The organism is Cellvibrio sp. KY-YJ-3 (assembly GCF_008806955.1).
Taxonomy (GTDB): domain Bacteria; phylum Pseudomonadota; class Gammaproteobacteria; order Pseudomonadales; family Cellvibrionaceae; genus Cellvibrio.
This window is the reverse complement of record NZ_CP031727.1, coordinates 1,570,449-1,595,378: the sequence shown is the minus strand read 5'-3', so window position 1 is coordinate 1,595,378 and position 24,930 is coordinate 1,570,449. Positions and strand designations below refer to the sequence as shown.

Genomic DNA, 24,930 nt, shown 5'->3' with positions numbered 1-24,930 from the left:
TATGGCCATTCAATCGCTTCTCAACAAAAACGTGCTGTTACACAAAAACACTATTTTTTCCGCGCTGCTCGCGCTGGCAACCATTTTAATTCTGGTGCGTATCACACCGGTAACAGTCGATCCGGTGGTGAAACTGGTTATCAGTAAAAACCGCGTAAGCATTGGCAATATCTATCAAGCCCGCGACATTGAAGTCACCCGCGAGGTAATGGTAGACCGCTTAAACCTGGAAGAAAAAAGCCGTTTCCGTCACCCCAAGCTGGGCAACGTCGCCACCTATACCGATGACTTTTTTGTGGATGTAAACCACACCATCACCGTTAAACAAGCAGACACCTATCGCTTTTTAATGGGCAGCGACGACGGCTTTTCCTTGCGTATTGATGGCAAATTAATTTGCGAACACTTAAAAGACCGCCCCTACAGCGTACAAGTTTGTATGACCCATTTAAGCGAAGGCCAACACCAAGTCGCCATCAGCTACTTCCAAGGCTTCGGCAACTCCGGCTTCACCGTTCAATACGCCCGCGGCGATGAAAAACCCAACTGGTTCGGTGACGATTCCAAGAGCGTGAAGTTTTAATTTATCGCAACACGCTACCCCATGAAAAACGCCCGCAACTGCGGGCGTTTTTATTTTAAGGTTTGTTGAAGATATGGTTGGCTGGCAGTTATGCGGTGTAATTGACAGCTCTGAGCAAGCAACTCTAAATGTCTCAAAACCCACTTATCATTTTTTCAGCTCATACAAAACAGCACAAAAAAATACTTATTTTTTACTGTAATGCTATTCTTCAAGAGAAATTTTAATGAGCTCAGCTTTAGCCGTTTAATACGCAGCTAGATTTAAATAATGAATCAATGGAGAGACCCTATGAAATCAAAAGTTGGAATTATAGTTATTTTTTCACTCCTAATTTTGTCCTGTGCGGCTCCTTACAATAGAAATTTTCCTTTGATTGAAAAAGGCATGACTGTATCCGAAGTTACCACTCTTATTGGGAAACCGATCAGTGCTGAAAGCGGCCCGGATGACTCAAAAATTCTTTATTATCGTCTTGCGTCATCGCTATTAGATACTGACGGTAGTGACACAAGAGAGTATTTTGTAGTTTCACTCGAGGGCAAGGTTATAGGTTATGGAGAACGCAAAGATTCAATTACTGTTATGCGTGAAGCGCGTCAATTTACAGCAGCTTGGAATGCGGCAAAGCTAATGGCTCCAAAATCACAATGAGCTATAAACCACTACAACTCGCGCACCGCGTGCGATGGTTTGCAAGTAGCCCGCATGGAGCCTGGAGAAATACGTGATTATTTAAAGAGTGAGAAAGAATTCAATTAAATAATTTTTAAAGCTCCCGCATTTCGCTAGGCTCCATGCGGGCTACGAATTTAATAACTTAATTTTTTGGGTATTGCTGCCCAACCTACCACAGCTCTCACCAATTGGTGAGAGCTGTAAAAATCTCTCCTACGGCAACAAATCAATCTCCCGCTGCGCTTCGTTGACAACATGAAGCTGTGATTTTCCTTTGCGCATTCTCCGTTCCCCCAGCAACAACACAATCGGCGCAGCAATTAAAATGGATGAGCTGGTGCCGATGACTATGCCGAATAGCATGGGCAGTGAAAAACTGGATACGGCGCTGCCGCCTGCAATTGCCATGGGCAGTAATGCCAGGAAAGTTGTGACTGAGGTAAAGGTGGTGCGCGTGAGTGTTGAGGTGATGCTTTCATTAAGCAGCTGCACTAAAGGTTTGTCGGGTGTGAGGCGCAGGTTTTCGCGGATGCGGTCAAACACCACGACTTTGTCATTCACCGAATAACCAATTAACGCGAGCAGTGCGGCGACAGCGGTGAGGTTAAATTCCACGCCTGCCAGCGCAAAAAAGCCGATGGTTTTGGTTAGATCGAGTGCAAGTGTGAGAGTAGCAGCCATCGCAAAATGCGATTCAAAACGAACCCATAAATAACCCAACATGCCCAGGCCTGCCAAAATAATCGCAAGGATAGTCGCATCGCCAAAATCGCCACTGACGCGTGGCCCAACCATTTCTACGCGTGGAAATTCTGCATCCGGTGCTATGGCAGTCACGGCACTTTTTACCGCTTGTACGCTGCTGCCATTCGCCACATCCTCTGCGGATTGCATGGGCAAGCGCAGCAGGTAATGACCATCGCTACCAAATTCCTGAATGGCTATCTGCGCGTATTCGCCTTGCTGCAAACCATTGCGCAACGCACTCACATTGGTATCCGGCGCGCTCACTTCTATGACAGTTCCGCCACTAAAATCGATGCCGTAATGCAAGCCGGGGCTAAAAAATAAAAACACCGATGCCAACGATAAAACGGCAGACGCCATCAAACCAAAAAAACGGGCGCGTAAAAACGGAATAGTTTTTTCACTGATACTATCCAACCATTTTATGCCGGAAATAATTAACGGCTGTTTACCCAATTTGCTCACGCGCCATTCCATAACTAAACGCGTAAACGAAATCGCGGTAAACATGGAGATTAATAAACCCACCGCCATAGTGACCGCAAACCCGCGCACTGGGCCGCTGCCGAATAAAAACAATAAACTAATAGCAATTAGCGAGGTGACATTGGAATCCAAAATGGTGCTGTAGGCGCGCTGAAAACCGGCACGCAAGGCCTGCAGCGCATTTTCGCCGCGCCGCGCTTCTTCACGGATACGTTCATTAATTAAAATATTCGCATCCACCGCCATGCCCACACTTAAAATAAAACCGGCGATACCCGGCAGCGTAAGCGTCGCACCGAGCAGGCTCAACACACCAAAACTCAAACCAATATTAATCGCGAGACCAACACAGGCAATAAAACCCCAACGGCCATAAATGCCTACCATAAACGCGAGCACCAACAGCGCGCCGACAATACCGGTGCTGATGCCCATGGAGATTGCATCGCTTCCCAAATCCGGCCCCACGGTTCGCTCTTCAATTACCTTGAGCGGTGCGGGCAATGCACCCGCGCGCAACAACAATGCCAAATCATTGGCTGATGCACTGGTAAACGATCCGCTAATTTCGCCGCTACCACCGGTAATTGCACTGCGAATAACCGGCGCTGTCACCACTGTGTCATCCAATACAATCGCGAGCGAGCGCCCCACATTGCGCTGGGTCATATCGCCAAAACGGCGTGCACCGTCTTTATCCAATTTAAAATTGACGACAGGTTCGCCGGTGTCCGGATTAAACGCCAAGCGCGCATCGCTGATGTGCTTTCCTTCCAATGCGATGCGCTCCTCCAATTGATAGCGCTCACCCGCTTCGCCCTTAACCGAGATAATTTTGGTGTGCAGCGGCGATTGTGCATTGGCGGCCCAATGGAATGTCATGCGCGCGGTGGTGCCCAACAATTCGCGAATATGTTGTGGGTCACTTACGCCGGGCAGCTGCACTAAAATGCTGTCACTACCCTGCCGCGTAATCATCGGCTCCACCATGCCGGTTTCATCCAACCGGCGACGCACCACCTCCAAACTTTGCTCGACCGCATCGCGCACTATTTGCTCATGCAGCGCCGGGTTTTTATCGCGCACCAATTCACTGGTGTCCACTTCCAACAACAAATGCGAGCCGCCGCGCAAATCCAGCCCCAACGTTAATTGGTTTTGCGCATACCAATCGGGCAACTTTTGTAATGCAGATTCGGGTAATACATTCGGCAGGGCACTGAGCAGCCCAAACAAAATAATCAGGCCATAAATAACAGCCCGTGAAAAAAGGGTTTTCATCGCTAATACTCCACATTGCGTACGCAGGAGGTGTACGCAAAAAAATAATTAAAATGTTTTTTAACGGAGTGATTAAACGAGCGGTGGTGCGCGGGGAACATTGAGTGACTGTAATTGCAGCCAAGATATAGCGGGTGCAATTTCAGTAAGAAGGGATTGCCTGACAAAGTCGGGAACTGGGGCCAAACGAAATTCACTCGCCAGCAGTAGCCAGAGCGGCTCGGGGGATTCGAGTGTGTTAGGTTGATTTTTAGTACGGGAGAAAAATCGTTTAAGCGAAAATGAATGCTCGCTATTGGCATGTAGCGGTGCATCTATCGCCGTCGCTATACCATTTTGCTCAGCTGCACCCCAGGGGGTAGTTTGTGTACCCGTGTATAGCGCCGCCAGCCATAACAAACCAACCAGCAAAACACTGCGCCACGCAACAGCCTTCCAGACAGGGACAGGAGACACAGCTTGATAATGAGAGGAAGGCGTGTGCATAGCGGCGACCGCGACAAGGATTATTGAATGGTGGGGTGCGGAGGTGAGTTATTCAAGCGCAGTGGACATAAAATTCGCGCAAAACCGTTCGGACGCCGCGCACAATAAGCTACAAAAAAAGAATAATTTTCATTTGACCTTCACTTACAACTTGATTAGGGTGGCCGCGCAGTTTGGCACTTCAATACACATTTCCAGGTTCACTATCAGCCTAATTAGGGAGTTTTACTGTGAAAAAATCATTGGTTGTTATGGGTTTAATCGGTCTGTTGACGGCACAGGCACAAGCGGCAGATTTGTTTGGTTCGCTTAAAAAAGCCTCTGAATCTGTGGATCAAGCGCAGGCAAAAGTCGCAGAGACCCAAGCCAAAGTTGAAGATACCAGCACAGCAGCGAGCAACGTTTCCACTACGCCGGAGCAATCCGCCGTGGCCTTAGTGAAATCCAAACTGGGCAATGACGCGACCAAAGCAAAAGTTCAGGCTACGCTGGGCGCTCCCGTCACCACCAGTGGTGAAGCAGACGCAGAAGTATGGTTTTACAACGTAAGTTCCGTAAATGCCACTGCTGCACAAGCAGCGCAAGTTGCTGCAGCACTCGGCGTAAATGCCGCTGCAAATAGCAATAAACAAGTGGCCGTACATTTTGCAGGCGATAAAGTCAGCAATGTAGCGATTGCAGAAGCGGTGGCAGCGGAATAAGTTTTCAGCGACCACGCAACAAAAAGCCCCGACGATTCCTCGCCGGGGCTCCTGTAAAAATATTCTGGTGATGCATTTCGCTAAAGGTTTTCTGAAAGATCCTGTCGCCCCAAAATTCGCATAATCTCCACTGCACCGTCTTGGTTACTGATCCGGTAATAAATACTGTCTGCACCGCAAACGCTGCGCCTATAGCCCTCGCGTATATTGTTTACCGATTGAAAAGCCAAGGGCGCGTTGCTGATTTTTTCAAATTGCTCGATCAGTAATTGGTAGTAACGCTCCGCTTGCTGTTCACCAAACTTGGCAGCGCCATGCCAATATATCCTTGCCAGATCCATGCTCGCTTCATGGCTTATTCGATACCGCATCTCGCCCCAATCCTTGTTTGATTTCCTGTAATAAAGCGTCCGGGCTTAGCGCGCTAAAGCCGCCCTGCTCCGCCTTGATCAACTGGGCGCGCACAAACTGAAGCTCCTGCTCCCGCAACTGCCGCTCCCGAATTAACTCCCTGACAACTTCGCTCTCGTTACCATAATGCCCTAGCTCAATCTGGGCTTTGATCCAACTATCCTGCTGATCCGTTACCGTGATACTTTTTTTAACCATCGCCATAATCTTCCCCCCCAAAAGCCAGCCAATACCACTCAGTAGTATAGTATACCATCTACACCAGCCTTATCGATCGCTGTTTTTGGCCTCAATCCACTGCGCCATATATTGGGTACTTTTGTGGTGATGATGGCGCAGCATTTGGCCGATAAAATTGCGCTGCCGCTCAGCGGCGATGTTTTCTTCCAGAGAAAGTAAACGCTGCTGTAATTCAGTGGCGTAATCGCAGCGGTAAAAATAGTCGCGCAGAATATTAAAGCCCTGCTGCTGTTTTTCTTGCCAAAGCGAGGGCTGCTGGTAAAGATCCAGCGCCGCTTGCGCAAATACTTCTGCATTATCGGCAATCACACCGCACCACGCCAAACCACCGCTCATGGATTCACAGCCAATACGGGTGGTTACACTCGGAGTGCCGCAATGTATAGCATCCATCAGTTTGCCTTTAATGCCCGCACCAAAACGTAAAGGTGCAAGACAAACACGCGCGTTTTGCATTACCGCCTGGGCATCTGCCGCCCAGCCTTTGATATGAAAACCTTCTTTGGCATTGTGCAATTGCGTCGCTTTTGGTGGCGGGTAGGCGCCGTAAATATGCAGCTCCGGTGCAACCAAATTTGCCTGTGCAAACTGAGCACGAATTAGCGGCCAGAGTTGATGCTTTAACCAGAGCACTGAATCCCAATTGGGTTCGTGGCGAAAATTGCCGATGGTGATGAAATGTTGTCGCGCGGAAAAGTCCGGCAGGGTTTTATCGGCAATTTTAGGCTGCGATAAAAATGGGCAATAAAATAATAACGGTGCAGGAACTGAAAAAAACTGTTGCAGCAATTCCATTTCTACTTCAGAAATCATTAAGGATAAATCGCAGCGGAAAATTGCAGCGACTTCGCGCTGCACCATATCGCTGCTGCACATTTGCGTATAAAGCTCCGCTGCTGTTGCGCTCACAGGTGGCACTGATTGCCGTTCTTTTTCTGTTGCTACGCCATCGTTTCCCTGTGCTTTTTGCGCCGATTTTAACAACTGCTGGCGCGCATGGCGCAGGCTGTGAAAATCTTCCGTATCCAGAATGCGTAGCGCCTGCGGGCACTGCTGTTCCACGCGCCAACCAAACTGTTCCTCGGTAAAAAAGCGATCAAACAACACAGCGTCCGGTTGCAACGCACACACAAATTCATCAAAGCTGCTGCAATTCAGTGCGATAGTTTTTTCCGCCACACCCAGCGAATTTAAATCAAACCGGTGTTCGGATAAGGCCGCCGCTGAGGCAAAGGTTACTTCACACTGCATTGCCAAAAATAATTGCACCAACTCCAACATGCGGCTACCCGCCGCCGAGGAATTGGGTTCTGGCCACACATAGCCAAGCACCAGAATTTTTTTCATATCACTCTACTTAATACCCTACTTAGTACCCTGCTTAGCGCACATGGGCTGCACGTAAATAACTCACCACACCATTTCCGGCGGCGCGCCCGCTGGCAAAACAGCCGGTCAGCAAATAGCCGCCAGTGGGTGCATCCCAATCCAACATTTCACCGGCGCAAAATACACCGGGGATTTTTTTGAGCATGTAGGAGGCATCCAACTCTTTGGCAGCCACACCACCGGCACTGCTGATAGCCTCATCAATCGGGCGCGTGGCGGTTAAGGTGACGGAGAGTTTTTTTATCGCCATCGCTAACAGCGCGGGATTTTCAAACGTCTGTTTGCTGGTCAGTTCACGCAGCAATGCCAGTTTGACAGGTGAGAGATTAAATTGTTTGCGCAAAAAATTACTGAGGGAATTTTTCTCGCGCGGCTTATTGAGTTTTTGCACAATTTTTTCTGGCGACAAATCGGGCAACAAATCGATATTCAACAGTGCAGAACCATTCTCTGCCAAGTTTTCACGCAGATATTTTGACAGCGCATAAATACCCGTGCCTTCAATACCGTAAGCGCTGATGATGGCTTCCGACAAAATCTGGCGCGGCATGCCCTGCGCATCCACACAACTCAGCCCCACTCCTTGTAAAGGTGCACCCGCATGTTGGTTGATGAGAAACTCACTCCAGATCACATCAAACCCGCAATTACTCGGCACCAACTCATTCACTTGCACGCTGCGTTCACGCAGCAAAGGAACCCAGGCACCGTTGGAACCCAAACGCTGCCAACTGGCGCCGCCGAGGGCGAGCACTAGCGCATCTGCATTAATCGTTTTAGTGATGGCATTGCCATTTTCCTGCGCGGAAAAAATTAACTCGCCCTGCTCACTCCAACCCAACCAGCGATGGCGCGGATAAATTTTTACCCCCAACTCCCGCAGGCGATGCAACCAGGCGCGCAATAAAGGCGCGGCTTTCATATCGGTTGGAAAAACACGGCCTGAAGTGCCGACAAAAGTATCCACACCCAAACCATGCACCCACTGGCGCAAGGCATCTGCATCGAATTGTTTGAGGGAATTGATGAACTGGGCACTGGCCGAATAGCGCGCGCGAAAATCCTCTGCCGGTTCCGCATGGGTGATATTCATTCCACCCACACCCGCCAATAAAAATTTCCGCCCAACCGATGGCATAGCATCGTAAACCGATACCGCATGGCCCGCAGACGCAATCACTTCCGCTGCCATTAAACCCGCTGGGCCGCCGCCAATAATTGCTACGGATTTAGTGGGGGAAATATCAAAAATATCGAATTGTTTCAAAATAAAAACGCCGATGAGAAATTAATTCCACATCGGCGTTTTAATGTTTGGAAAAGTTTTTTACTTCACAAGGAGCAGCGTAATGGAGTCCGGAGTTTGCTCGGAGACCGTGGCCCGCAAGGACGCGGGCGACGAGCCCCCAAGGAAGGGTTCACGGAGAGTCTCCGAGTGAACTCCGGACTTCATTGCGCGGGGAGTAAAAACACTAATCCGAAACATGAGCCTCAAACGGCGATGCAGGCAGACCAGCGCTATTATACAGATTTGCCCCCTCAGGGTTGTCAGCCCAAGCGTATCGCACCCATTTAGGTTCCGGCACCGCATTCGCTGACACTACCAGCTTATCTTTTTTCACTTGCACCTTAGCCCACACAAATTGTTTATCCGCCCCGGCAATTGCCATGTGTTTTACATCGCCACCACCGAGCACGCGCAAGCCTTTTCCCGTATCACTAAAGGACAATTCCACCGTGTTGCCCTTACGCTCTACTTTTTGCAAGGTCGGGCCAGAAGCCAATAAACGCTTTTTACCATAGGCCAGTTTCAATGCCCCCAACGCCAAACGATCACCCACCGACTGCTTATTCAGCGGGTGAATATCGTTCCACTCACCCACATCAATCGCTACGGCCATGGCGGTATTTTTTAGCGCGAGTGTTTGGCGCTGCGCTTCGCGCAGTTCTGCCCAGCCACTTTCACCCGGCTCAGGTTTGGCGGGTAAAAAATTCGCCAATTGCGCATAAATAAACGGGATATCGCCCTGTTTGAACTGCGCGCGCCAATCCACAATTAAATCGCTGAATAAATTTTTATATTCCGCCGCACGCGCCACGTTGGATTCACCCTGATACCAAATCACCCCTTTAATTTGCAGCGGCAGCGCAGGCGCGAGCTTGGCATTAAACAGTGAGGATGGAATGTAGTGCAGCGTGGTAGTTGGTTGCATAGCGGGCGCATTGGCGGCGATTTGATATTTCCATTCGCCCGCCAAAGGAATAGATTCCATGGTCGGCAGGGCTTCATCCAATACCAATTCATAGCGCTTGTCCTTCACAAAACCGGCGTTACCCGTGTAGCTGGTAATACGAATAGCGATGGTATTTTTGCCCGCTTTTAATACTCCCGCTGGCAACGAATAAATACGTGGTGGATATTGATAACCGGTTTGCCCTACCGCCTGACCGTTCACAAATACCTGGTCGCCATCCACAATCGCACCCAGCCACAAAGTGCCTGCTTTTGCCGCCTGTGGTGGGCTGAGCACCAACTCTTTGCGCACCCACACGCTGCCGTTGGTGAAATCGCTGCCCTGCTCTTTGAAAAAGCCAGGCACTTGCAGGTTGTTCCAACTGCTTGCATCCAGCTCTGACTGCGACCAATTATTTTGCAGACCAATATCTGCCGCCGTTAAATCGCCATACCACTTGTCGTTGTTGGCTTTGTCTTTGGCGATGGTCGTTTGTACATGCACATCGTCTTTGAACGGTGTTAATTGTTCGACATAGTGTGGATATTTTTTTAACGCCGCTTCACTCATCCACGCCTCAGCGGGTGAGCCACCCACGGGCAAAGTCACCACGGCGATAGGCACACGGGTAACACGGTGCAATTGCTTGGCAAAGAAAAACCCTACCGCTGAAAAACCCGGCAGATTTTCCGGCGTAGCGGTCTTCCATTCACCCTGGGTGTAATCCGCCAGCGGCCCCTTGAACGCGTAGGCAACGGGCACGTTAAATTCGCGCACCTGCGATAAGCGGGTCGCTTCAATCACACCGGGGTACTGGTATTTCACCCGACGCAAAGGCAATTCCATATTCGACTGCCCCGCCGCGATCCACACATCGCCCAGCAAAATATCCTTGCGTGTAAGGGTGTTTTTGCCAGTCACGGTTAACTCATAAGGACCGCCAGCTTTGCGCGCCGGAAAGGTCACCTGCCACCTGCCCGCCTGCGCGGTAGTGCTTTGCTCCTTACCCGCAAAGCTCACCGTCACCTGCTCGCCCTCATGCGCCCAGCCCCAAATGGTGATGGGTTTATCACGCTGCAGAATCGCCCCATCGCTTAACAAGCGCGGCAGGGTGACATCGGCATAAGCCGGGGAAAACGCCGCCAATGACACAGACAATAGCAGCAGGAATCGCACAGGGAAACGAAGAATATTATTCATAATCAGCACTTTTATGGTTATGGTCAAAAAGAAAATTACATGCTCACTTACTTGTATACCAGATAAACCTTAAAACGTCAGCCCACTAAACCGGATTTAACATAGCTTGACCCTGAATCGCGTAAACGGACTACGGAGCTAAACACACACATAAAAGAGGAAACATTGGGCATAAAAAAAGCAGCCGAAGCTGCTTTGTTGTTTGTGACAACAGCGATTCCCGATCACTCCTCCGGTAATTCCCGCGCGCCAATAAGCGCGGTGTAATTTTCGCGATAATCTTCCATGTGCTCTTTTAAAAATTCGCGGTAGCGGCCGGTTAAATAGTTGGTGGTGCCTTCTACGTCTTCGGCAAATTCGTTTTTATCGAGTGAGCTTTGGGCGACGACAAAGGCGTTGAAACGCGCGGTGGCGTTAATGAGTGCGGCGCTGACGATACCGGGGTCGGCGTTGTCGCAGGCGTTGTTAGCGTGGTCAATGAATTTCTCCACCAGCTCCCAAAAAATATCGTCGTCAGTTTTTGTGCTCATTGTGCTGTCTCACCCGTTAAAAATTACCGCCTATTCTACGGCAGCTGCTTTCAAAATGCCTCTGGCAATCCGCGCCAGAGGCAACTGCGATTATTTCAGTGGTGCAAACGGTTGGTTTTTATAATTGGCACCGCGCGCCTGAATCACCACGTTGTGCCCCTGCTTACCCAGCACCAGTTGTTGGTAGATTTTTATCAAATCCGCCTTGGTTACCTGTTGCAGGGCAGCAACCACCCGCTCTTTGCGATCAAAGCTGAACTTGCCCTCTTTGAAATCCTGCAAGTGCTGGGTGGCCTCGGCGCGATAGTCGTTGGGTTTTTGCATGATTTGCGCGATTTCCGCTGCTTTTAATTGCTCCAATTGCGCCGGTTCCAGTGCTTGCAGTGTGGCGAGATAATCCTTGCGGAATTTATCCATGCGCGCTTTTAAATCCACCAAACTGGTATTGGTGGTTTGCACGTATAACCCAAACAGCGGGTAGTCATTCAGCGCGGAACCAGTACTGCCCACCACATAACCCAACTGCTCGTTGGTGCGCAGCTGGGTGAAAATGTCGGTGCTGAACAAACCGTTAAGCAGCATCAACTGCGCTTGCTGGGTGAGATTTTTTTGCGTGCCCAGGTAAATATCTACCAGTGCGTTATCGGTTGGATCTATATCCAGATTATCGCTTATCAAACCACCGGTTTTGGGGGTAATACTCTGCGCAAAATAACGCTGTGCCGGTGCTTTGTTGCTACCCAATGTTTGCGCAGCTGCCGTGGCGAGCGCAGTGATGCTGCCATCGGTAAAGTTACCGGCGGCATAGACGCGCAACAAGTGATTCGCGAGCACAGCTTTATGGTGTGCTTGCACCTGTGCGAGGGTGATTTTTTGGGCAGCGGCGATAACCTCTGCATCATCCCAATTGCCTTTGGCGCGGGTTAACAAACCAAAGCGATTAAACGCCTGGCGAATCGGGATTTCTTTTTTGTTGTTGGCGATGGTTTTTACAAACCGGTCTTTGGCTTTAGCCAGATCTTCATCGCTCACAGTTAGCGCCACATAATCCTGCAGCAGGGTTTGCACCAAGCCCGCTTGCTTTTCGGTGTAGCCATAAATACTAAACGCCTGGCCCTTTTCCGCCGTTAAATCCAAACCGATGGAAATGCCCGCGCGCCCGGCGCGATCCACCAGCGAGGTCTGGTGCATTTTATAAATGTCGGCCAATAAATTGGCAGCGACGAGTTGTTCAATCCCGTTGTAGGCAAAATCGATATTCAGGTTTAACTCCACAAAACCTTTATCTTCCTGAAAATGTTGCGTGTGCACCAACCACGCCTCTACGCCTTGCTGCTCAACCAGTTTTTGCGGTTTGCTATGGGTTGCTGCCACAATCGGTGCGGGCTTGTCGGTAAACAAATCATTTTCCGGCGGCAATTGAAATTGCATTTTTTTGCCGCTGTTGGCCCAGGCTTTTAATTCCGCCGCGCTGAATTTTTTCACCGCATAACTACCTTCGTAGTAGGGCACTGGCTGATCCGTCACTTCATTATTGCTCACATGCCAAATACGCGCGCGCGCCGGGGTCAATTGTTTGAGAACGGTTTTAATCGCTTTGGCATCAAAGCGCTCGTACACAAAATCGGAATTGAGCAGGTTCGCAACCGGGTAATCGAATTGCTTGTAGGAAAGTTCAGTCGCCTGCTGCAACGGTTGTTGTTTTTCCGCATTGGCAAAATCTTTTTCCCACATGGCTTTGATTTCACGGTAGTAGCGTTCATCCACACCTTTCGCTTTCATCAATTCGATGTAGGCAAAAATGGAGCTGATGATGTGATCTTTATTGCGCAAGCCTTTTTCGGTGAGATCGACATATACCGAAAAAGTACCGTCCATGCCGTACTCATCGGGCGATACACTTGCACTCACCGAATTCGCCAAACCCTCGCGGCGCAATTGTTCACCGAGTGTGCCCGGCTCTTCGGATGAAATCAGGTAGTGCAAATAACCGTTGGGTTTTACTGGCCACAAACTGCTGTTATCCGCGATGGGAAACTCGATAAATAATTGTTTGAGATCCTTCAGGGTTTTTACGTGAATATGCTGCCCTTCTTCTGCACGGGTTAACCCCGGCACGGTGACTTGTGGACGTTCGATATTTTTATTGGGAATGGAGGAAAAATGTTTTTCCGCGAGTGCTTTTAATTCCGCCTGCGATTGATTGCCCACTATAGTGAGCTTCATGTTGTTGGCGGAATAATAGCGGTTGTAAAACGCGCGCAATTCGTCTTGCAAGAGTGAGCCGGGTTTATCCGACAGGGTTTCCAAATTGCCGGTGGTGAAACGGTGCGCGGGGTGCGACGGACTGGAGGTGAGGCCGCTAATGCGATACATAATCCAGTTGTCGTTAGTGCGCCCCATGGACCACTCACTATTTACCGCGTTGCGCTCTTTATCGCTGTACTGCGGGTCAAAGGTTGGCGCACGGAAATAATCGCTAAAAAAATCCAGCGCTTTATCCAACTGATCAGCCTTTAACTGGAAAAAATAATTGGTATGGTCGCGCGCGGTGTAAGCGTTCCACACCCCGGCATTGCCATCCACGAATTTTTGAAAGCTGTTGGGTTCGGGGTATTTTTCGGTGCCGAGAAATAACATGTGCTCAAGGTAATGCGACAGGCCCAGTTGTGAATCCGGGTCCTGATAACTGCCCACCCCCACCGCCAGCGATACTGCCGCCACTTCGCTGGCCGGGTCAGTTACCAATACCGCCTGCAAACCATTGGCGAGCATGACTGCCGAATACTGGCGATCGTCATTGGGGCTTTTAATGATGGTGGTATTTTCAACAGACTGTGCCTGCGCAGGAACTTGCCCCGCCGACGAGCCAGTGGACTCGCAGCCCACCAACGACACAATGCACAGCAGCAATAAACTGGCTGCCACCGCAGAATAGCGCTTTAACATAGCGTAGATCCCTTTAGAGTTAGAATTAAACCTGTCAATAAACCCTTGTACTACTGCACGTGGATTACAAAATACCGCCACAGCCTAGCAGAATTTATCCCGCCTCGCGGGCACCGGTTTATGACGCCAGCACTATCAATTAGTTTCCCGCCTCATCGGCCACCGATACCAGACTGATAAAGTGCCGTTCACTCTGCATGGTGGCGCCTTCGCTTTCATCCTTCACTTCGCGCCGACGGGTGATCAAGCGATCACCGACTTGCTGGTATTCCATCTGCACCGCATTTTTGAATTTGAAACCAATCACGATAAATACCCGCCCGGTGCCCGACTCCTGCAGCTCACTCGCCAGCGGTACACCCTGTTCATCAATCCACAGCAGCAGGCGGTTGCGGTATTTTTTGACGTACTTGCGATAGCGTTTGTCGATTTTCTCTCTGGGCAGACTAAAGCGTAACAAGCGCGCGGGTTTGCCTTCGTAGCTGCTGACGGCCTCATCCAAAAAACGGTAGCGCGCCAACATCAACTCCAACTGATCCACCGGGTACACCAGCTCGCGCCACTCCCAATAATCAAACTGACCAATAGCATTGAGCGCGGAGTTTTTTACATCCTCATCAATTGTTTTAGCCATCTCCTCATCGCGCAGCTGGGCGATCAGCGCCGGGGCGTAGGCCATGCGCAACCCCGCAGCGGAATCCTCCAACCGCAGTTGTAATAAACCCTCGCGCTCCTGCAGGTCTTTGTCCTCGCCACTGCGGCCAAACAATTTGAATTGCACATCCAGTGCGATGGGTTCACTGCGGCGCAATTGCTGCAGGCTGCGGCGTAAATCAACCAGCCCCGGCGACTCGGCCTGCGCCGCCGATTGTGTCACTGCGAGCGACACAGGGCTGAGCAACAGGTTTATCGCCAGTAAAATCCAGAGGGGTTTGAGGGTCATTAATTGTCTCCGTCAATAGCGTCAGGGGTTAGGCATTTGAGGCAGCGGCGAATAGCAGCGGATGCTGAATCACCGTAGATACACGCCAGCAAAAAATGCAAATTGGCGCGCCAAATGCTTGTATTACAACTATGCTTATTACTCTGACTAATTACGCCAAACCGGCGCGAAGCGACTATGCTTGAGCCCAGCTGGCGCAGACAAGTATTTCCGTCAAGGAGCAATCAGCCATTATCAATGGCAGCCATTGTTTCGGGTGGCCGCCATTTACAGCGACAACTATTTCAGGAGCAATACCACTCGATCATGCGTTCCCTCAGTTTCCCCGCCTTGGGCAAATATATCGACCTGCTGGTCGATGCGGTTTGTGTGGTGGATAAACACGGCCATTTTTTATATGTCAGCCCCAGTGCCGAGCGCATTTTTGGTTACTCGCAAGCTGAGATGATGGGCATGCAAATGCTGGAGCTGGTTCACCCCGATGACCGGGAGCGCACCATTAATGCGGTGGAAACTATAATCGCCGGGCAACCGGAGCCGCACTTTGAGAATCGCTATCTACGCAAAAATGGCGAGATAGCCCACATCATGTGGTCGGCGCGCTGGTCGGAGGAGAATCAATGCCGGGTGGCGGTGGCGCGTGACATCACCCTGCGTAAACAAGCCGAAGCCGTGCAACAGGCGGTATTTGCGATCGCTGAAGCCTCTCACAATACCGAGGATCTGGATAGTTTGTACCAGCAGATCCACGGCATTATTGGCGCCCTGTTGCCCGCCGGTAACTTCGCCATTGCGCTCTATGATGCGCCGACAGATTGCATTAGTTTTCCCTACTTTATCGATCAGCACCAACCTGTACCGGCCTGCCAATCACTCGCCAGCGACAGCGATTATGCGCAGCTGATCCGCAGTGGCGAGCCATTGCTACTGGACGCCCTTCAATTGGCCACTTGCCCCATGGGTGCAACACCTCCGGTGCAATCCTGGCTTGGGGTTCCGCTCAAAATACAGGGCCGCACAACCGGGGCATTGGTCATCAAAAGCTACAGCGAAGCGGCAAGCTATAGCGCCAAAACACTGGAGCTGCTGCAGTTTGTGTCCAACCAGGTGGCAGCCGCCATCGATCGCCGCCAGCTTATTGAACGCCTGCAGCAACGCGCCTTGTACGACCGCTTAACCCGCCTGCCCAACCGAGACCTGTTTTATGACCGTTTTAACTCCGCGATGGCCAGAGCGCGGCGCAATAACGGCATGTTGTCGCTGCTGTTTTTGGATTTAGATAAATTCAAAGAGGTGAACGACTCGTTTGGCCACCACACCGGCGACCTGCTGCTGGAAGCGGTCGCACGGCGGCTGGAATTGAGTGTGCGCGAATGCGATACCATCGCCCGTTTTGGCGGCGATGAATTTGTTGTGCTGCTGGAAAATATTGATCAACCGGCGCAAAGCGATCTGGTTGCCGACAAGATCTTCCAGCAACTCACACAGCCCTTTGACTTGAATGGTACGCAAATAAGTATTGCGCCAAGCATTGGCCTAGCGCATTTCCCCGAACACGGCGATAACGAAAAAGACCTGCTACATCACGCCGATAACCTGATGTACACACGCAAAAGCCAGCGACGCTAGTCCTTGGCATTGACGTGGCTCGCCCCCGTGGCCTTGGTTTTAGCGTGCGGGTTACCGTAATAGTCCACACTGGATGCACCGCTGGCATCTGCCACCAAGGTCTCAGTCACCGTCGCCTTAATATGCGATGCACCACTGGCATTTAACTCGGCCTGACGGGCGGTAAGCGATTTGCCGCGGAAATTGCTGGCACCGCTGGCGCCCACCATCAGACGCTCACTATGACTATCTCCTTTGATCTCGACATTGGAGGCACCGGAAATATCGTAGCCCTGCTCCTGGGTGGTAACCGACGCGATGCGCACATTGCCCGCCCCGGACAAATCCATCCTCACCTTGTCCATGGTCAAGCGATCGAAATCGCCATTGGCGGCACCGCTGGCTTTGAATTCAAAATCGCGCCCCTGCAAATCTGCCACCCTGGCATGGGCACCACCGGAAATATCCAGTAACTCCAGCTGTTTAACCCCCAGAATGACTTTCACCGGATCATTGCCCTGACCAAACCAACTGAACACACCACCCTTATCGCTTTTTAACCACACACTGACACGTTTGCCGGTCTGATCCACTTTTACCCGCTGCATTACCTCGGCATCCGCCTCTACCCGCAAGTACTCTTTATCACTTTGGGTGATTTCAATATGGGTATTACCACCGCTCACAAACTCGCTGAAATCTTTCACGGGGTAAACCTTGGCGACCATTTCGGCCAGCGCCAGCGGCGCAGCCAAACACAGTCCCCCCCCAAGAACCATGCCCCCAGTAAACCGTTGCGAACTAACATAATTTTTCTCCAATAATCTGACAGTGAAACCCGTTTAATCAACATGCGCATAACCACTAAGACGCAACACCAACGCCGCTGGATTCACTGCAGGAAAAAAATATTGGCAGCCCATTTCCCGTTCACAAAGCCTTACCAAAAACAAGTCTGGCACACAGGGGGATTTTGGCGATAATGGTGCCCTTTCCGATTCAAGCCCGCTACACGAGCCTTTATGTTATGACCAGCTTACCGAGTATTGCCAAACGTATTGCCGACGAATTAAACGTTCAGGAACAACAAGTTAGCGCCGCCGTAGGGCTGCTGGATGAAGGTGCGACCGTACCCTTTATCTCCCGCTACCGTAAAGAAGTGACTGGCGGGCTGGACGATACGCAAATGCGCACCCTGGAAGAACGCCTGCGCTACCTGCGCGAACTGGAAGAGCGCCGCGCGGCGATCCTCAAATCTATCGCCGAACAAGAGAAGCTCACGCCGGAATTGGAGCGCGAGATCCAGATCGCCGACACCAAAAACCGCCTGGAAGACTTGTACTTGCCCTACAAACCCAAGCGCCGCACCAAAGGTCAAATCGCCAAAGAGGCTGGATTGGAGCCTTTGGCAGACGCCTTGTTGGCCGACCCAACACTCGCGCCCGAAGTGGAAGCCGCTAAATATTTTAATGCCGAGCACAGCATTAATGATGTGAAATCCGCGCTCGACGGTGCCAAATACATCCTGATGGAAAAATTCAGTGAAGATGCCGAATTGCTCGGTCGCCTGCGCCATTTCCTGCAACAGGAAGCCACCTTTTCGGCGCGCGTCGCCACCGGCAAAGAAACAGACGCTTCACAGGAAGTGCAAAAATTCCGCGATTATTTTGAGCACGACGAACCGCTTAAATCGGTGCCATCGCACCGCGCATTGGCCATGTTCCGCGGTCGCAACGAAGGCGTGCTCACCATCTCCATTAAAGTGGGCGATGAAGAAGCGCGCATCGGTCATCCCTGCGAGTCCATGATCGCAGAACACTGGCAGGTGCAAGATAAAGGCCGCGCTGCCGATGGCTGGCTCGCTGAAGTGGTGCGCTGGACCTGGCGAGTAAAATTGCTCACGCATTTGGAAACGGATTTGCTCGGCGAGCTGCGCGAAAAAGCCGAAGAAGAAGCGATTAAAGTTTTCGCATCCAATTTAAAAGATTTGTTGCTCGCGGCACCTGCCGGGCAAAAAGCTACTATCGGCCTAGACCCTGGTATGCGCACCGGCGTAAAAGTCGCGGTGGTTGATGCGACCGGTAAAGTGCTCGACCACTGTGTGATGTACCCGACTCCGCCGCTGAATAAAATCGCCGAATCCGAAGCGATTTTGGTTCACCTGTGCAACAAACATAATGTCGGTTTGATTGCGATTGGTAACGGTACTGCATCGCGCGAGACCGAAAAATTTGCTAAAGATGTATTGAAAAAGCACACCGATATTAAAGCCAGCACGGTGATTGTGAGTGAAGCCGGGGCATCGGTTTACTCTGCCTCTGAATTTGCAGCGAAAGAATTTCCCGATTTGGATGTAACCATCCGCGGTGCAATTTCTATCGCGCGCCGTTTGCAAGATCCACTCGCTGAATTGGTAAAAATCGATCCAAAATCCATCGGCGTTGGCCAGTACCAACACGACGTTTCGCAATCGCAACTGGCGCGCTCGCTCGATGCGGTAGTTGAGGACTGTGTGAACGCAGTGGGTGTAGAAGTGAATACCGCATCGGCTGCGCTGCTGGCACGTGTGTCCGGGTTGAACACGACACTGGCGAATAACATCGTCGAATTCCGCAACCAGAACGGCGCGTTTAATTCGCGTGCAGCATTGAAAAAAGTACCGCGCTTTGGTGAAAAAACCTTTGAACAAGCCGCAGGATTTTTGCGTGTTGCCGGTGGTGACAACCCACTCGACGCCTCTGCTGTGCATCCTGAATCCTATTCGATTGTTGAAAAAATCGCGCAGAAAAACGCGCGCGAAATTAAAGGGCTGATTGGTGATTCATCCTTCCTGCGCGGCTTAAAAGCGGTGGACTACACCGATGAAAAATTCGGTGTTCCCACCGTAACCGACATCATCAAAGAATTGGATAAACCCGGCCGCGACCCGCGCCCTGAATTTAAAACCGCGCAATTCCAGGAAGGTGTAGAAGAAATTACCGACTTGGTTCCAGGAATGATTCTGGAAGGCACAGTTACTAACGTGACCAACTTCGGTGCCTTTGTGGATATTGGTGTGCATCAGGATGGTTTGGTACATATCTCCGCGCTCTCGCACAACTTTATTAAAGATCCACGCGAAGCGGTGAAAGCCGGTGATATCGTAAAAGCCAAAGTAATGGAAGTGGATGTACCGCGCAAACGTATCGCCCTGTCATTGCGTTTGGATGATACACCTGGTGAAAAGGTGGAAGGCAACTCTTCATCAAACAACCGGGGGGGCGGACGTCCGCAATCACAAAACCAACAGCGCGCAGCGCAGAAAAACAACCCTGCCCCTGCGGCAATGGGCAGTATGGGTGCGTTGTTACAACAGGCGCTGAAAAAGAAATAGTTTTTTAGCCTGTGCCAATGCCTCCTGTCATTTCATCGCAAATGCAGGAGGCAACAAATTCAGCTACCAAGAATTTTGATCACCCCTCCCTCGATGCACACAAGGAGCATGCAATGGAAATCGGGACAAAAACAATTGCTATAGGCGCGGGCTTATTTTTACTCGGTGTCGGCTCCACCTATTGGTTAATGGCCGACAGCGGAAGCAATTCAACCGCTAAAAAAAGCGCAGCAGCACAACACCAGCCAGCCATGCAAGCAGCACTGACACAGCTCGGTACAGACACCAGTGAAGCTGCTAACAACACGTCAGAAACCGCGGAAAGCGAAACGCAAAACACAACAACCGAAACCGGCGATACACTCACCCACGAAAGTTTTCTCGCCGCCGCCGAAGCGCGCCGCGAACAGCAGCTTGCCGATAAAGCCGAAGCTGAGCGCCTGACTAAATTGCGTCAACTCAAAGCCGATAGTGTTGACTGCAAGTTCTGGCGGCAACAACAGCAAACCTCGAGCACAGCGGCAAAAATTGAAGAGAAAATTAAAACCCACTGTATGCTTGCACGTGACTTGGCAAGCAGTGCCAGTAGTAGCGCAGAGGCGGTTATACCCTAAGAGAAAGTTGTCGTTACAAAATGCGAGGAAGCGTAAAAGAAGGGAGTCTTGATTTCAGGTTTTACGTGGAAATGGGACAAAAATAAACGAAAGATTCCTTTCTCTCGATCTGAACTTAAAAATCAGAAGCGATAATTTACATTCGCCGCCAACGCATTCAAATCACTCGAATAGCCATCGTCTTCATCACTTGCCAACAAACGATACTCAAGACCAACACTAAACTGCTCACCAATTAGCAGATTAACACCTGCGCCATAAGAAAAGCTTGAGATTGTATCGCTCTCTTTATCTACCTCCCCCGTTTCTTCATCGGGTTCATCTTCAAACTTCGTATTGACCGATGTATAACCAAGCAAACCATAAAGCTGCACTTTGGATAGTTCAATGCTGGGGCGATAATACAGCGATGCGTAAGTGAAGCTCAGCAGCTCATCCTTATCACTCACACCAAAACGCGCTTCAACGGTAGCCAGCGAGTTATAACGATAACCGCCAATCAACTCTACCGCATTCCACTTCAGATCCGGCGCGCCGTCTTCGGCATCTTCATCGTCAAATTCTTCGTCGAGTTCATCATCAAACTCATCTTCTTCATAGATCTCATCTTCACTCAGCTCGATTTGAGCCACACCGAGACCCGCATAAAAACCGGCATCCACCGCAGGAGCAAAAGAAGCCTGACCTGCACTAGCGCCACTACCAAAACCAGAGAAGCGATAATCCATATTGACTGCAAATGCACCCATATTCACGTCGGCATCGCTATCATCCACCAACATGCGGTATTCAAGGTTGAGGTTCAAATTGTGCCCGACGGGAAAACCAACACCCGCCCCATAGGAAATACCAGAGAGCGACAAATCATCACCGGCATTCCCCTCAATGCTTGCACCCGCAAATCCCAGAAGCAAATACGTTTTTGCGGTGTCATTTGCACTTTCCGTGCGATAGTAAACCCCACCGTAAAGCAGTTCCGGTGAACCGCCAAAACCGATACGCGATTCAACACCCACAAACGGGCTGTGTTTGTAGCCACCTGCCAATTCAAACGCTGTCCAATCCGGCTTTTTATCCAGCGCTGCTGGCAGCTTGCCCGAGTACTCAATCTGGCTAACACCAACGCCTGCATAAAACCCCGCAGGTTCAGTGTTCACTGCCCAACTGGTCATAGGTAAGGTTAATAATCCGGCCGTTAAAATTACGCGCATACTCCATTTTCCTTTTTAATTCAGTTTTCGTTTTTTATTTACCGTCCAAACACTCGCGCGCGAATCATATAGAATCCATCGATAAATACCAGCCCGCCCGCTTTAACCAAAGATTCCCCAAGCCCCTTCATAAGTTAATTTCACACCCGCCAATAACAGGAAGCTGTAGCTCATCCAATAAAAGAAACGATCGGATACGCGGCGGTGCAAATAAACGCCCAGCAGTACTCCCAAAGGGGCCAGTGGCAATAACAGGAGTGAAGTGTAAAAGGAGCCGCCCGATATTTGCCCAAGCAGCGCGTAGGGAATCAGTTTTACAAAATTAATAATCGCAAAAAATAAAATAGTGGTACCCGCTAATACCGACTTGGATAAATGTTGTGGCAATAAATAAATGGCGATGGGTGGGCCACCGGCGTGGGCGATGTAGCTGACATAACCGGCGATAGCGCCCCAAAAACTGCCGCTGATTTTATTCGGCGAACGCTGCGCCATTTGCTCCAGAAAACGTTTTCCCCACAGATAATGGGCAACAAAATAAATCGACAACAATCCAATTAATAAGCGCACCCAATCTGCATTGGCCATTTCAAAGGTGAGTGCACCAGCAAGCGTCCCCAGCAGTGCACCGGGCAGCAGGATTTTTAAATTGAGTTTGTCCCAGGTGCCACGAAAGCTCCACAGCCCCACCGCATCCATAATGCATAAAATGGGCAACAAAATTGCAGCCGCCAAGCGCGGGTCAATTAACAGCGATAAAAGGGGAACCGCGAGCATGCCAAAGCCGCCACCAAAGCCACCTTTGGACATGCCAACTAAAATAACAACGGGAATAGCAAGACAATAAAACAGAGGGTCGGTGATCATGACAGCTGCCGCAAAAAAAGCGGCAGCATGAACCTATTGGATAAATTTATCCAGAGCCCCACCGGGGCTGGATAAAAGGTTACTCAAGCGTTACAGGATAATAATCGTATTCGCAGTAACCTGAGTTTCTGTCGCACACTTCTAACAATAAAAACACTCGCTGTGGCAGCTGGCTAATCAGCGGATAAATATCCACCTCGCGCGGTGAATTGTCACAAGACATAAAAAAGTCATTGGTATATTCACAGATCCAGTTGCCACCTTGATCGCACACACGACCGGCGCCGCATACCTGGGAGTTAATCAAGATACTTCCGGCGATAGAAGCGCGGTCATTAATACGCAGACTCACGGTGTAATCTTCCAGACTGTCCACCGCCCAGAACACTTCGTACAAACCATCGTAAAAATAAGGGCTGAGCGCCAAGGGCGGGTGATTGGGAATTGCGGTGTCGGTGTCGTAACTGTCGATGATATCGAAGGCGCGCAGTTCTGGCCGATAGTCTTCACCCGGATCGGAGGCAGCACTGCCACTGCCGCCACAGGCGACCAGCACAGAAGACAAGATGACAAGTGCAAAGGAAGCGAGAATCTTGGACATAGCAGCAACTCCGGTGGTTTATGGAATTGATGCTAGGCGCGATGCACTGAATCGCGCCTGAATAATTTCACTGCTAATGACGCAAATGGATCTGCGGTTTTAAATTCACCGAGCCATCCTCTTCCAACACCGCATGTTGGGTGGATTCACCATTAGCGACCACGACTAATGGCGGCATAAACATAGGGCGGCGCACAAACCAGAGGTTCCAGCCAAAACTTTCCAGACTGTGTAGCGCCAGCATCTGCGATTCATTGAGAAAACTACTCAAATTAATCGGCACAGCCTTGTTCACACCGCGCCGGTCATCCACCAGATGCTGCAAACGCTCGGCAAGGCTGGGTTTATTAGGGTTTTTGGCTGTTCTGAGCTCCGACATAAAAAACTCCCTTCTGCAATGATGAAAACCGGTTGCCACTCGCATCAATACGCGATGCATGTCTCAACAGTGTCGTGATAAACATCATGCTTGTCAAAAACCCTATTGGAATATCAGCACATCTTGAAAGGCTGGATTCACATAACCTTTGCCCTTCTTTAACGCACAAATCCGCGCCCAGCCGCTACAATCCGGTAATCGGCAGCCACCCCACGGGCAATAACACTATTAACCGCCCACCATGACCGGAGAACGACCATGAAATCTTTAGTATTAGGCCTTCTGTGCGCGAGCCTTGCCTGCACCAGTTTTGCAAACAGCGACCAACAGCAGTTGGAAGAAAAAGTCTCCGCCCTGCGCAGCGCTATGATTGAAGGCGACAGAAAAGCGCTGCTCGCACTCTCCGCACCGCAATTAAGTTACGGCCACTCCAGTGGCACCATGGAAGACCAGGCCGCGTTTGTGGAAAAAATTGCCAGTGGCAAATCCGATTTTGTGACGATGGATTTGCGCGAACAGACCATCACCATTAGCGGCGACACGGCACTGGTGCGGCACAATTTGAAAGCCGATATAAAAGATGGCGGTGTACCCAATACGATTGAACTGGGCATTTTATTGGTGTGGCAAAAACAAGCGGGCGACTGGAAATTACTCGCACGCCAGGCATTTAAATTTCCGCCCAAAAACTAAGCAGAGGTATTCATGAAACTTTACGGTAGCTACACCTCCCCCTTTGTGCGCCACGTGCGCATCGTATTATTGGAAACGCAGCAGGCGTTTGAATTTATTGAGACCGATCAGGCTGGCAGCACCGCCAAGTCGCCCACCCAGCGGGTGCCGTTTCTGGAAGATGGTGATATTTTTTTAACCGACTCCGCTTCCATCACCAAATACCTGCGCGAAAAAGCCGGGCAGGAATTTTGCAAAACCGCGCAGGAGTTGGATGTGCTGTGTCTGGTAAGCACACTGATGGATGCAACAGTGAATTTGTTTTTCATCAAACGCGATGGTGTAGACATCAGCGCAGTGCCCTACTTGCAACGCCAAGCCGCGCGCATCCAGTCAACACTCGCGGAATTAAACCAGATGTCCTGGCCGACAAGCACACCTTATAACGATGCCCAAATCCGCCTTGCCTGTTTTATCGGCTGGGCAAAATTCCGCAACCAAATTGATTTTTCTATTTATGAAAATTTGGAAAAATTTTACACGGGCGCGCTGAACTATGGGCATTTTATTGCGACACAACCACCGCAAGGTTAACCAGCGAGATCAATAGACTCACTGCCGCAGCCACCTGGATACGATTGCTATCGGTAGTACCGCACGCTAGCAATGATGCCAGGAAAGAGCGGCTAACGAAAAAAGGCGCCGGGGCGCCTTTTTTCGTATTGGACACAACAAACCATGCTGACT

At 50.5% G+C, this 24,930-nt stretch carries 23 protein-coding genes; 8 read left to right on the top strand and 15 right to left on the bottom strand.

Annotation, left to right across the window (positions count from 1 at the left end):
* Window position 1 precedes the first annotated feature (1 nt).
* Window positions 2-583, top strand: coding sequence for a serine protease (locus tag D0B88_RS06715; protein WP_151056062.1), 582 nt, complete (start codon window positions 2-4; stop codon window positions 581-583).
* A gap of 291 nt (window positions 584-874) precedes the next feature.
* Window positions 875-1,237: a hypothetical protein gene (locus D0B88_RS06710; protein ID WP_151056060.1), complete on the top strand. Its 363-nt coding sequence runs from the start codon at window positions 875-877 to the stop codon at window positions 1,235-1,237.
* Between the two features lie 237 nt (window positions 1,238-1,474).
* Here D0B88_RS06710 and secD read toward each other — a convergent pair whose 3' ends face one another.
* Both secD and D0B88_RS06700 read right to left on the bottom strand, forming a co-directional pair.
* Window positions 1,475-3,775, bottom strand: coding sequence for a protein translocase subunit SecD (secD, locus tag D0B88_RS06705; protein ID WP_151056058.1), 2,301 nt, complete (start codon window positions 3,773-3,775; stop codon window positions 1,475-1,477).
* A 72-nt stretch (window positions 3,776-3,847) separates the two neighbouring features.
* On the bottom strand, window positions 3,848-4,261 hold the full coding sequence (locus D0B88_RS06700) for a hypothetical protein (protein WP_151056057.1): 414 nt from the start codon (window positions 4,259-4,261) through the stop codon (window positions 3,848-3,850).
* A gap of 230 nt (window positions 4,262-4,491) precedes the next feature.
* Here D0B88_RS06700 and bamE point away from each other — a divergent pair, with 230 nt between their 5' ends.
* Window positions 4,492-4,962 carry an outer membrane protein assembly factor BamE gene (bamE, locus tag D0B88_RS06695; protein WP_007645135.1) on the top strand — a complete coding sequence of 157 codons (471 nt, stop codon included), beginning with the start codon at window positions 4,492-4,494 and terminating at the stop codon, window positions 4,960-4,962.
* Window positions 4,963-5,042: 80 nt separating this feature from the next.
* On the opposite strand, the gene D0B88_RS06690 is transcribed toward bamE, so the two are convergent.
* The 8 genes from D0B88_RS06690 to D0B88_RS06655 all read right to left on the bottom strand — a co-directional run bounded on the left by D0B88_RS06690 (window position 5,043) and on the right by D0B88_RS06655 (window position 14,858).
* Window positions 5,043-5,333 carry a type II toxin-antitoxin system RelE/ParE family toxin gene (locus D0B88_RS06690; RefSeq protein ID WP_151056055.1) on the bottom strand — a complete coding sequence of 97 codons (291 nt, stop codon included), beginning with the start codon at window positions 5,331-5,333 and terminating at the stop codon, window positions 5,043-5,045.
* Window positions 5,311-5,577 carry a type II toxin-antitoxin system ParD family antitoxin gene (locus tag D0B88_RS06685; protein ID WP_151056053.1) on the bottom strand — a complete coding sequence of 89 codons (267 nt, stop codon included), beginning with the start codon at window positions 5,575-5,577 and terminating at the stop codon, window positions 5,311-5,313. Before D0B88_RS06685 ends, D0B88_RS06690 begins: the two co-directional genes overlap by 23 nt.
* 63 nt (window positions 5,578-5,640) lie before the next feature.
* The gene (locus D0B88_RS06680; protein WP_151056051.1) at window positions 5,641-6,960 is read right to left on the bottom strand and encodes a glycosyltransferase family 4 protein; all 1,320 of its coding nucleotides are present in this window, start codon (window positions 6,958-6,960) and stop codon (window positions 5,641-5,643) included.
* Between the two features lie 34 nt (window positions 6,961-6,994).
* Entirely contained in the window at window positions 6,995-8,269 is a 1,275-nt protein-coding gene (locus D0B88_RS06675; protein ID WP_151056048.1) for a TIGR03862 family flavoprotein, read from the bottom strand.
* A 205-nt stretch (window positions 8,270-8,474) separates the two neighbouring features.
* Window positions 8,475-10,436: a sialate O-acetylesterase gene (locus D0B88_RS06670; RefSeq protein ID WP_225318566.1), complete on the bottom strand. Its 1,962-nt coding sequence runs from the start codon at window positions 10,434-10,436 to the stop codon at window positions 8,475-8,477.
* A gap of 224 nt (window positions 10,437-10,660) precedes the next feature.
* On the bottom strand, window positions 10,661-10,966 hold the full coding sequence (locus D0B88_RS06665; RefSeq protein WP_151056047.1) for a DUF3144 domain-containing protein: 306 nt from the start codon (window positions 10,964-10,966) through the stop codon (window positions 10,661-10,663).
* Window positions 10,967-11,056: 90 nt separating this feature from the next.
* Entirely contained in the window at window positions 11,057-13,915 is a 2,859-nt protein-coding gene (locus tag D0B88_RS06660; protein ID WP_151056045.1) for an insulinase family protein, read from the bottom strand.
* Between the two features lie 139 nt (window positions 13,916-14,054).
* The gene (locus D0B88_RS06655; RefSeq protein WP_151056042.1) at window positions 14,055-14,858 is read right to left on the bottom strand and encodes a hypothetical protein; all 804 of its coding nucleotides are present in this window, start codon (window positions 14,856-14,858) and stop codon (window positions 14,055-14,057) included.
* A 237-nt stretch (window positions 14,859-15,095) separates the two neighbouring features.
* Here D0B88_RS06655 and D0B88_RS06650 point away from each other — a divergent pair, with 237 nt between their 5' ends.
* Window positions 15,096-16,487, top strand: coding sequence for a diguanylate cyclase domain-containing protein (locus tag D0B88_RS06650; RefSeq protein ID WP_151056040.1), 1,392 nt, complete (start codon window positions 15,096-15,098; stop codon window positions 16,485-16,487).
* On the opposite strand, the gene D0B88_RS06645 is transcribed toward D0B88_RS06650, so the two are convergent.
* The gene (locus D0B88_RS06645; protein ID WP_191966536.1) at window positions 16,484-17,221 is read right to left on the bottom strand and encodes a GIN domain-containing protein; all 738 of its coding nucleotides are present in this window, start codon (window positions 17,219-17,221) and stop codon (window positions 16,484-16,486) included. The two genes, D0B88_RS06650 and D0B88_RS06645, sit on opposite strands and share 4 nt — an antisense overlap.
* A 272-nt stretch (window positions 17,222-17,493) precedes the next feature.
* On the opposite strand from D0B88_RS06645, the gene D0B88_RS06640 reads away from it, so the two are divergent.
* Entirely contained in the window at window positions 17,494-19,839 is a 2,346-nt protein-coding gene (locus tag D0B88_RS06640) for a Tex family protein (RefSeq protein ID WP_151056036.1), read from the top strand.
* 113 nt (window positions 19,840-19,952) lie between these two features.
* Window positions 19,953-20,453, top strand: coding sequence for a hypothetical protein (locus tag D0B88_RS06635; RefSeq protein ID WP_151056034.1), 501 nt, complete (start codon window positions 19,953-19,955; stop codon window positions 20,451-20,453).
* A gap of 122 nt (window positions 20,454-20,575) precedes the next feature.
* On the opposite strand, the gene D0B88_RS06630 is transcribed toward D0B88_RS06635, so the two are convergent.
* The 4 genes from D0B88_RS06630 to D0B88_RS06615 all read right to left on the bottom strand — a co-directional run bounded on the left by D0B88_RS06630 (window position 20,576) and on the right by D0B88_RS06615 (window position 23,511).
* Window positions 20,576-21,664, bottom strand: coding sequence for an outer membrane beta-barrel protein (locus D0B88_RS06630; RefSeq protein WP_151056032.1), 1,089 nt, complete (start codon window positions 21,662-21,664; stop codon window positions 20,576-20,578).
* Window positions 21,665-21,766: 102 nt separating this feature from the next.
* Window positions 21,767-22,531, bottom strand: coding sequence for a sulfite exporter TauE/SafE family protein (locus D0B88_RS06625; protein WP_151056030.1), 765 nt, complete (start codon window positions 22,529-22,531; stop codon window positions 21,767-21,769).
* 79 nt (window positions 22,532-22,610) lie between these two features.
* Window positions 22,611-23,132, bottom strand: a complete 522-nt coding sequence (locus D0B88_RS06620; RefSeq protein WP_081489735.1) for a hypothetical protein — start codon at window positions 23,130-23,132, stop codon at window positions 22,611-22,613.
* A 73-nt stretch (window positions 23,133-23,205) separates the two neighbouring features.
* Complete coding sequence (locus D0B88_RS06615) at window positions 23,206-23,511, bottom strand: hypothetical protein (protein WP_040393329.1); 306 nt, start codon at window positions 23,509-23,511, stop codon at window positions 23,206-23,208.
* A gap of 258 nt (window positions 23,512-23,769) precedes the next feature.
* Between D0B88_RS06615 and D0B88_RS06610 the strand changes: the two genes are divergently transcribed.
* Together D0B88_RS06610 and D0B88_RS06605 are read left to right on the top strand one after the other, a co-directional pair.
* A complete protein-coding gene (locus tag D0B88_RS06610; RefSeq protein WP_151056026.1) occupies window positions 23,770-24,204 on the top strand; it encodes a nuclear transport factor 2 family protein in 435 nt (144 codons plus the stop codon).
* Window positions 24,205-24,216: 12 nt separating this feature from the next.
* Window positions 24,217-24,777 (top strand): glutathione S-transferase family protein, encoded by a 561-nt coding sequence (locus tag D0B88_RS06605; protein WP_151056024.1) that lies wholly within the window; start codon window positions 24,217-24,219, stop codon window positions 24,775-24,777.
* The last annotated feature ends 153 nt before the right edge of the window (window positions 24,778-24,930 follow it).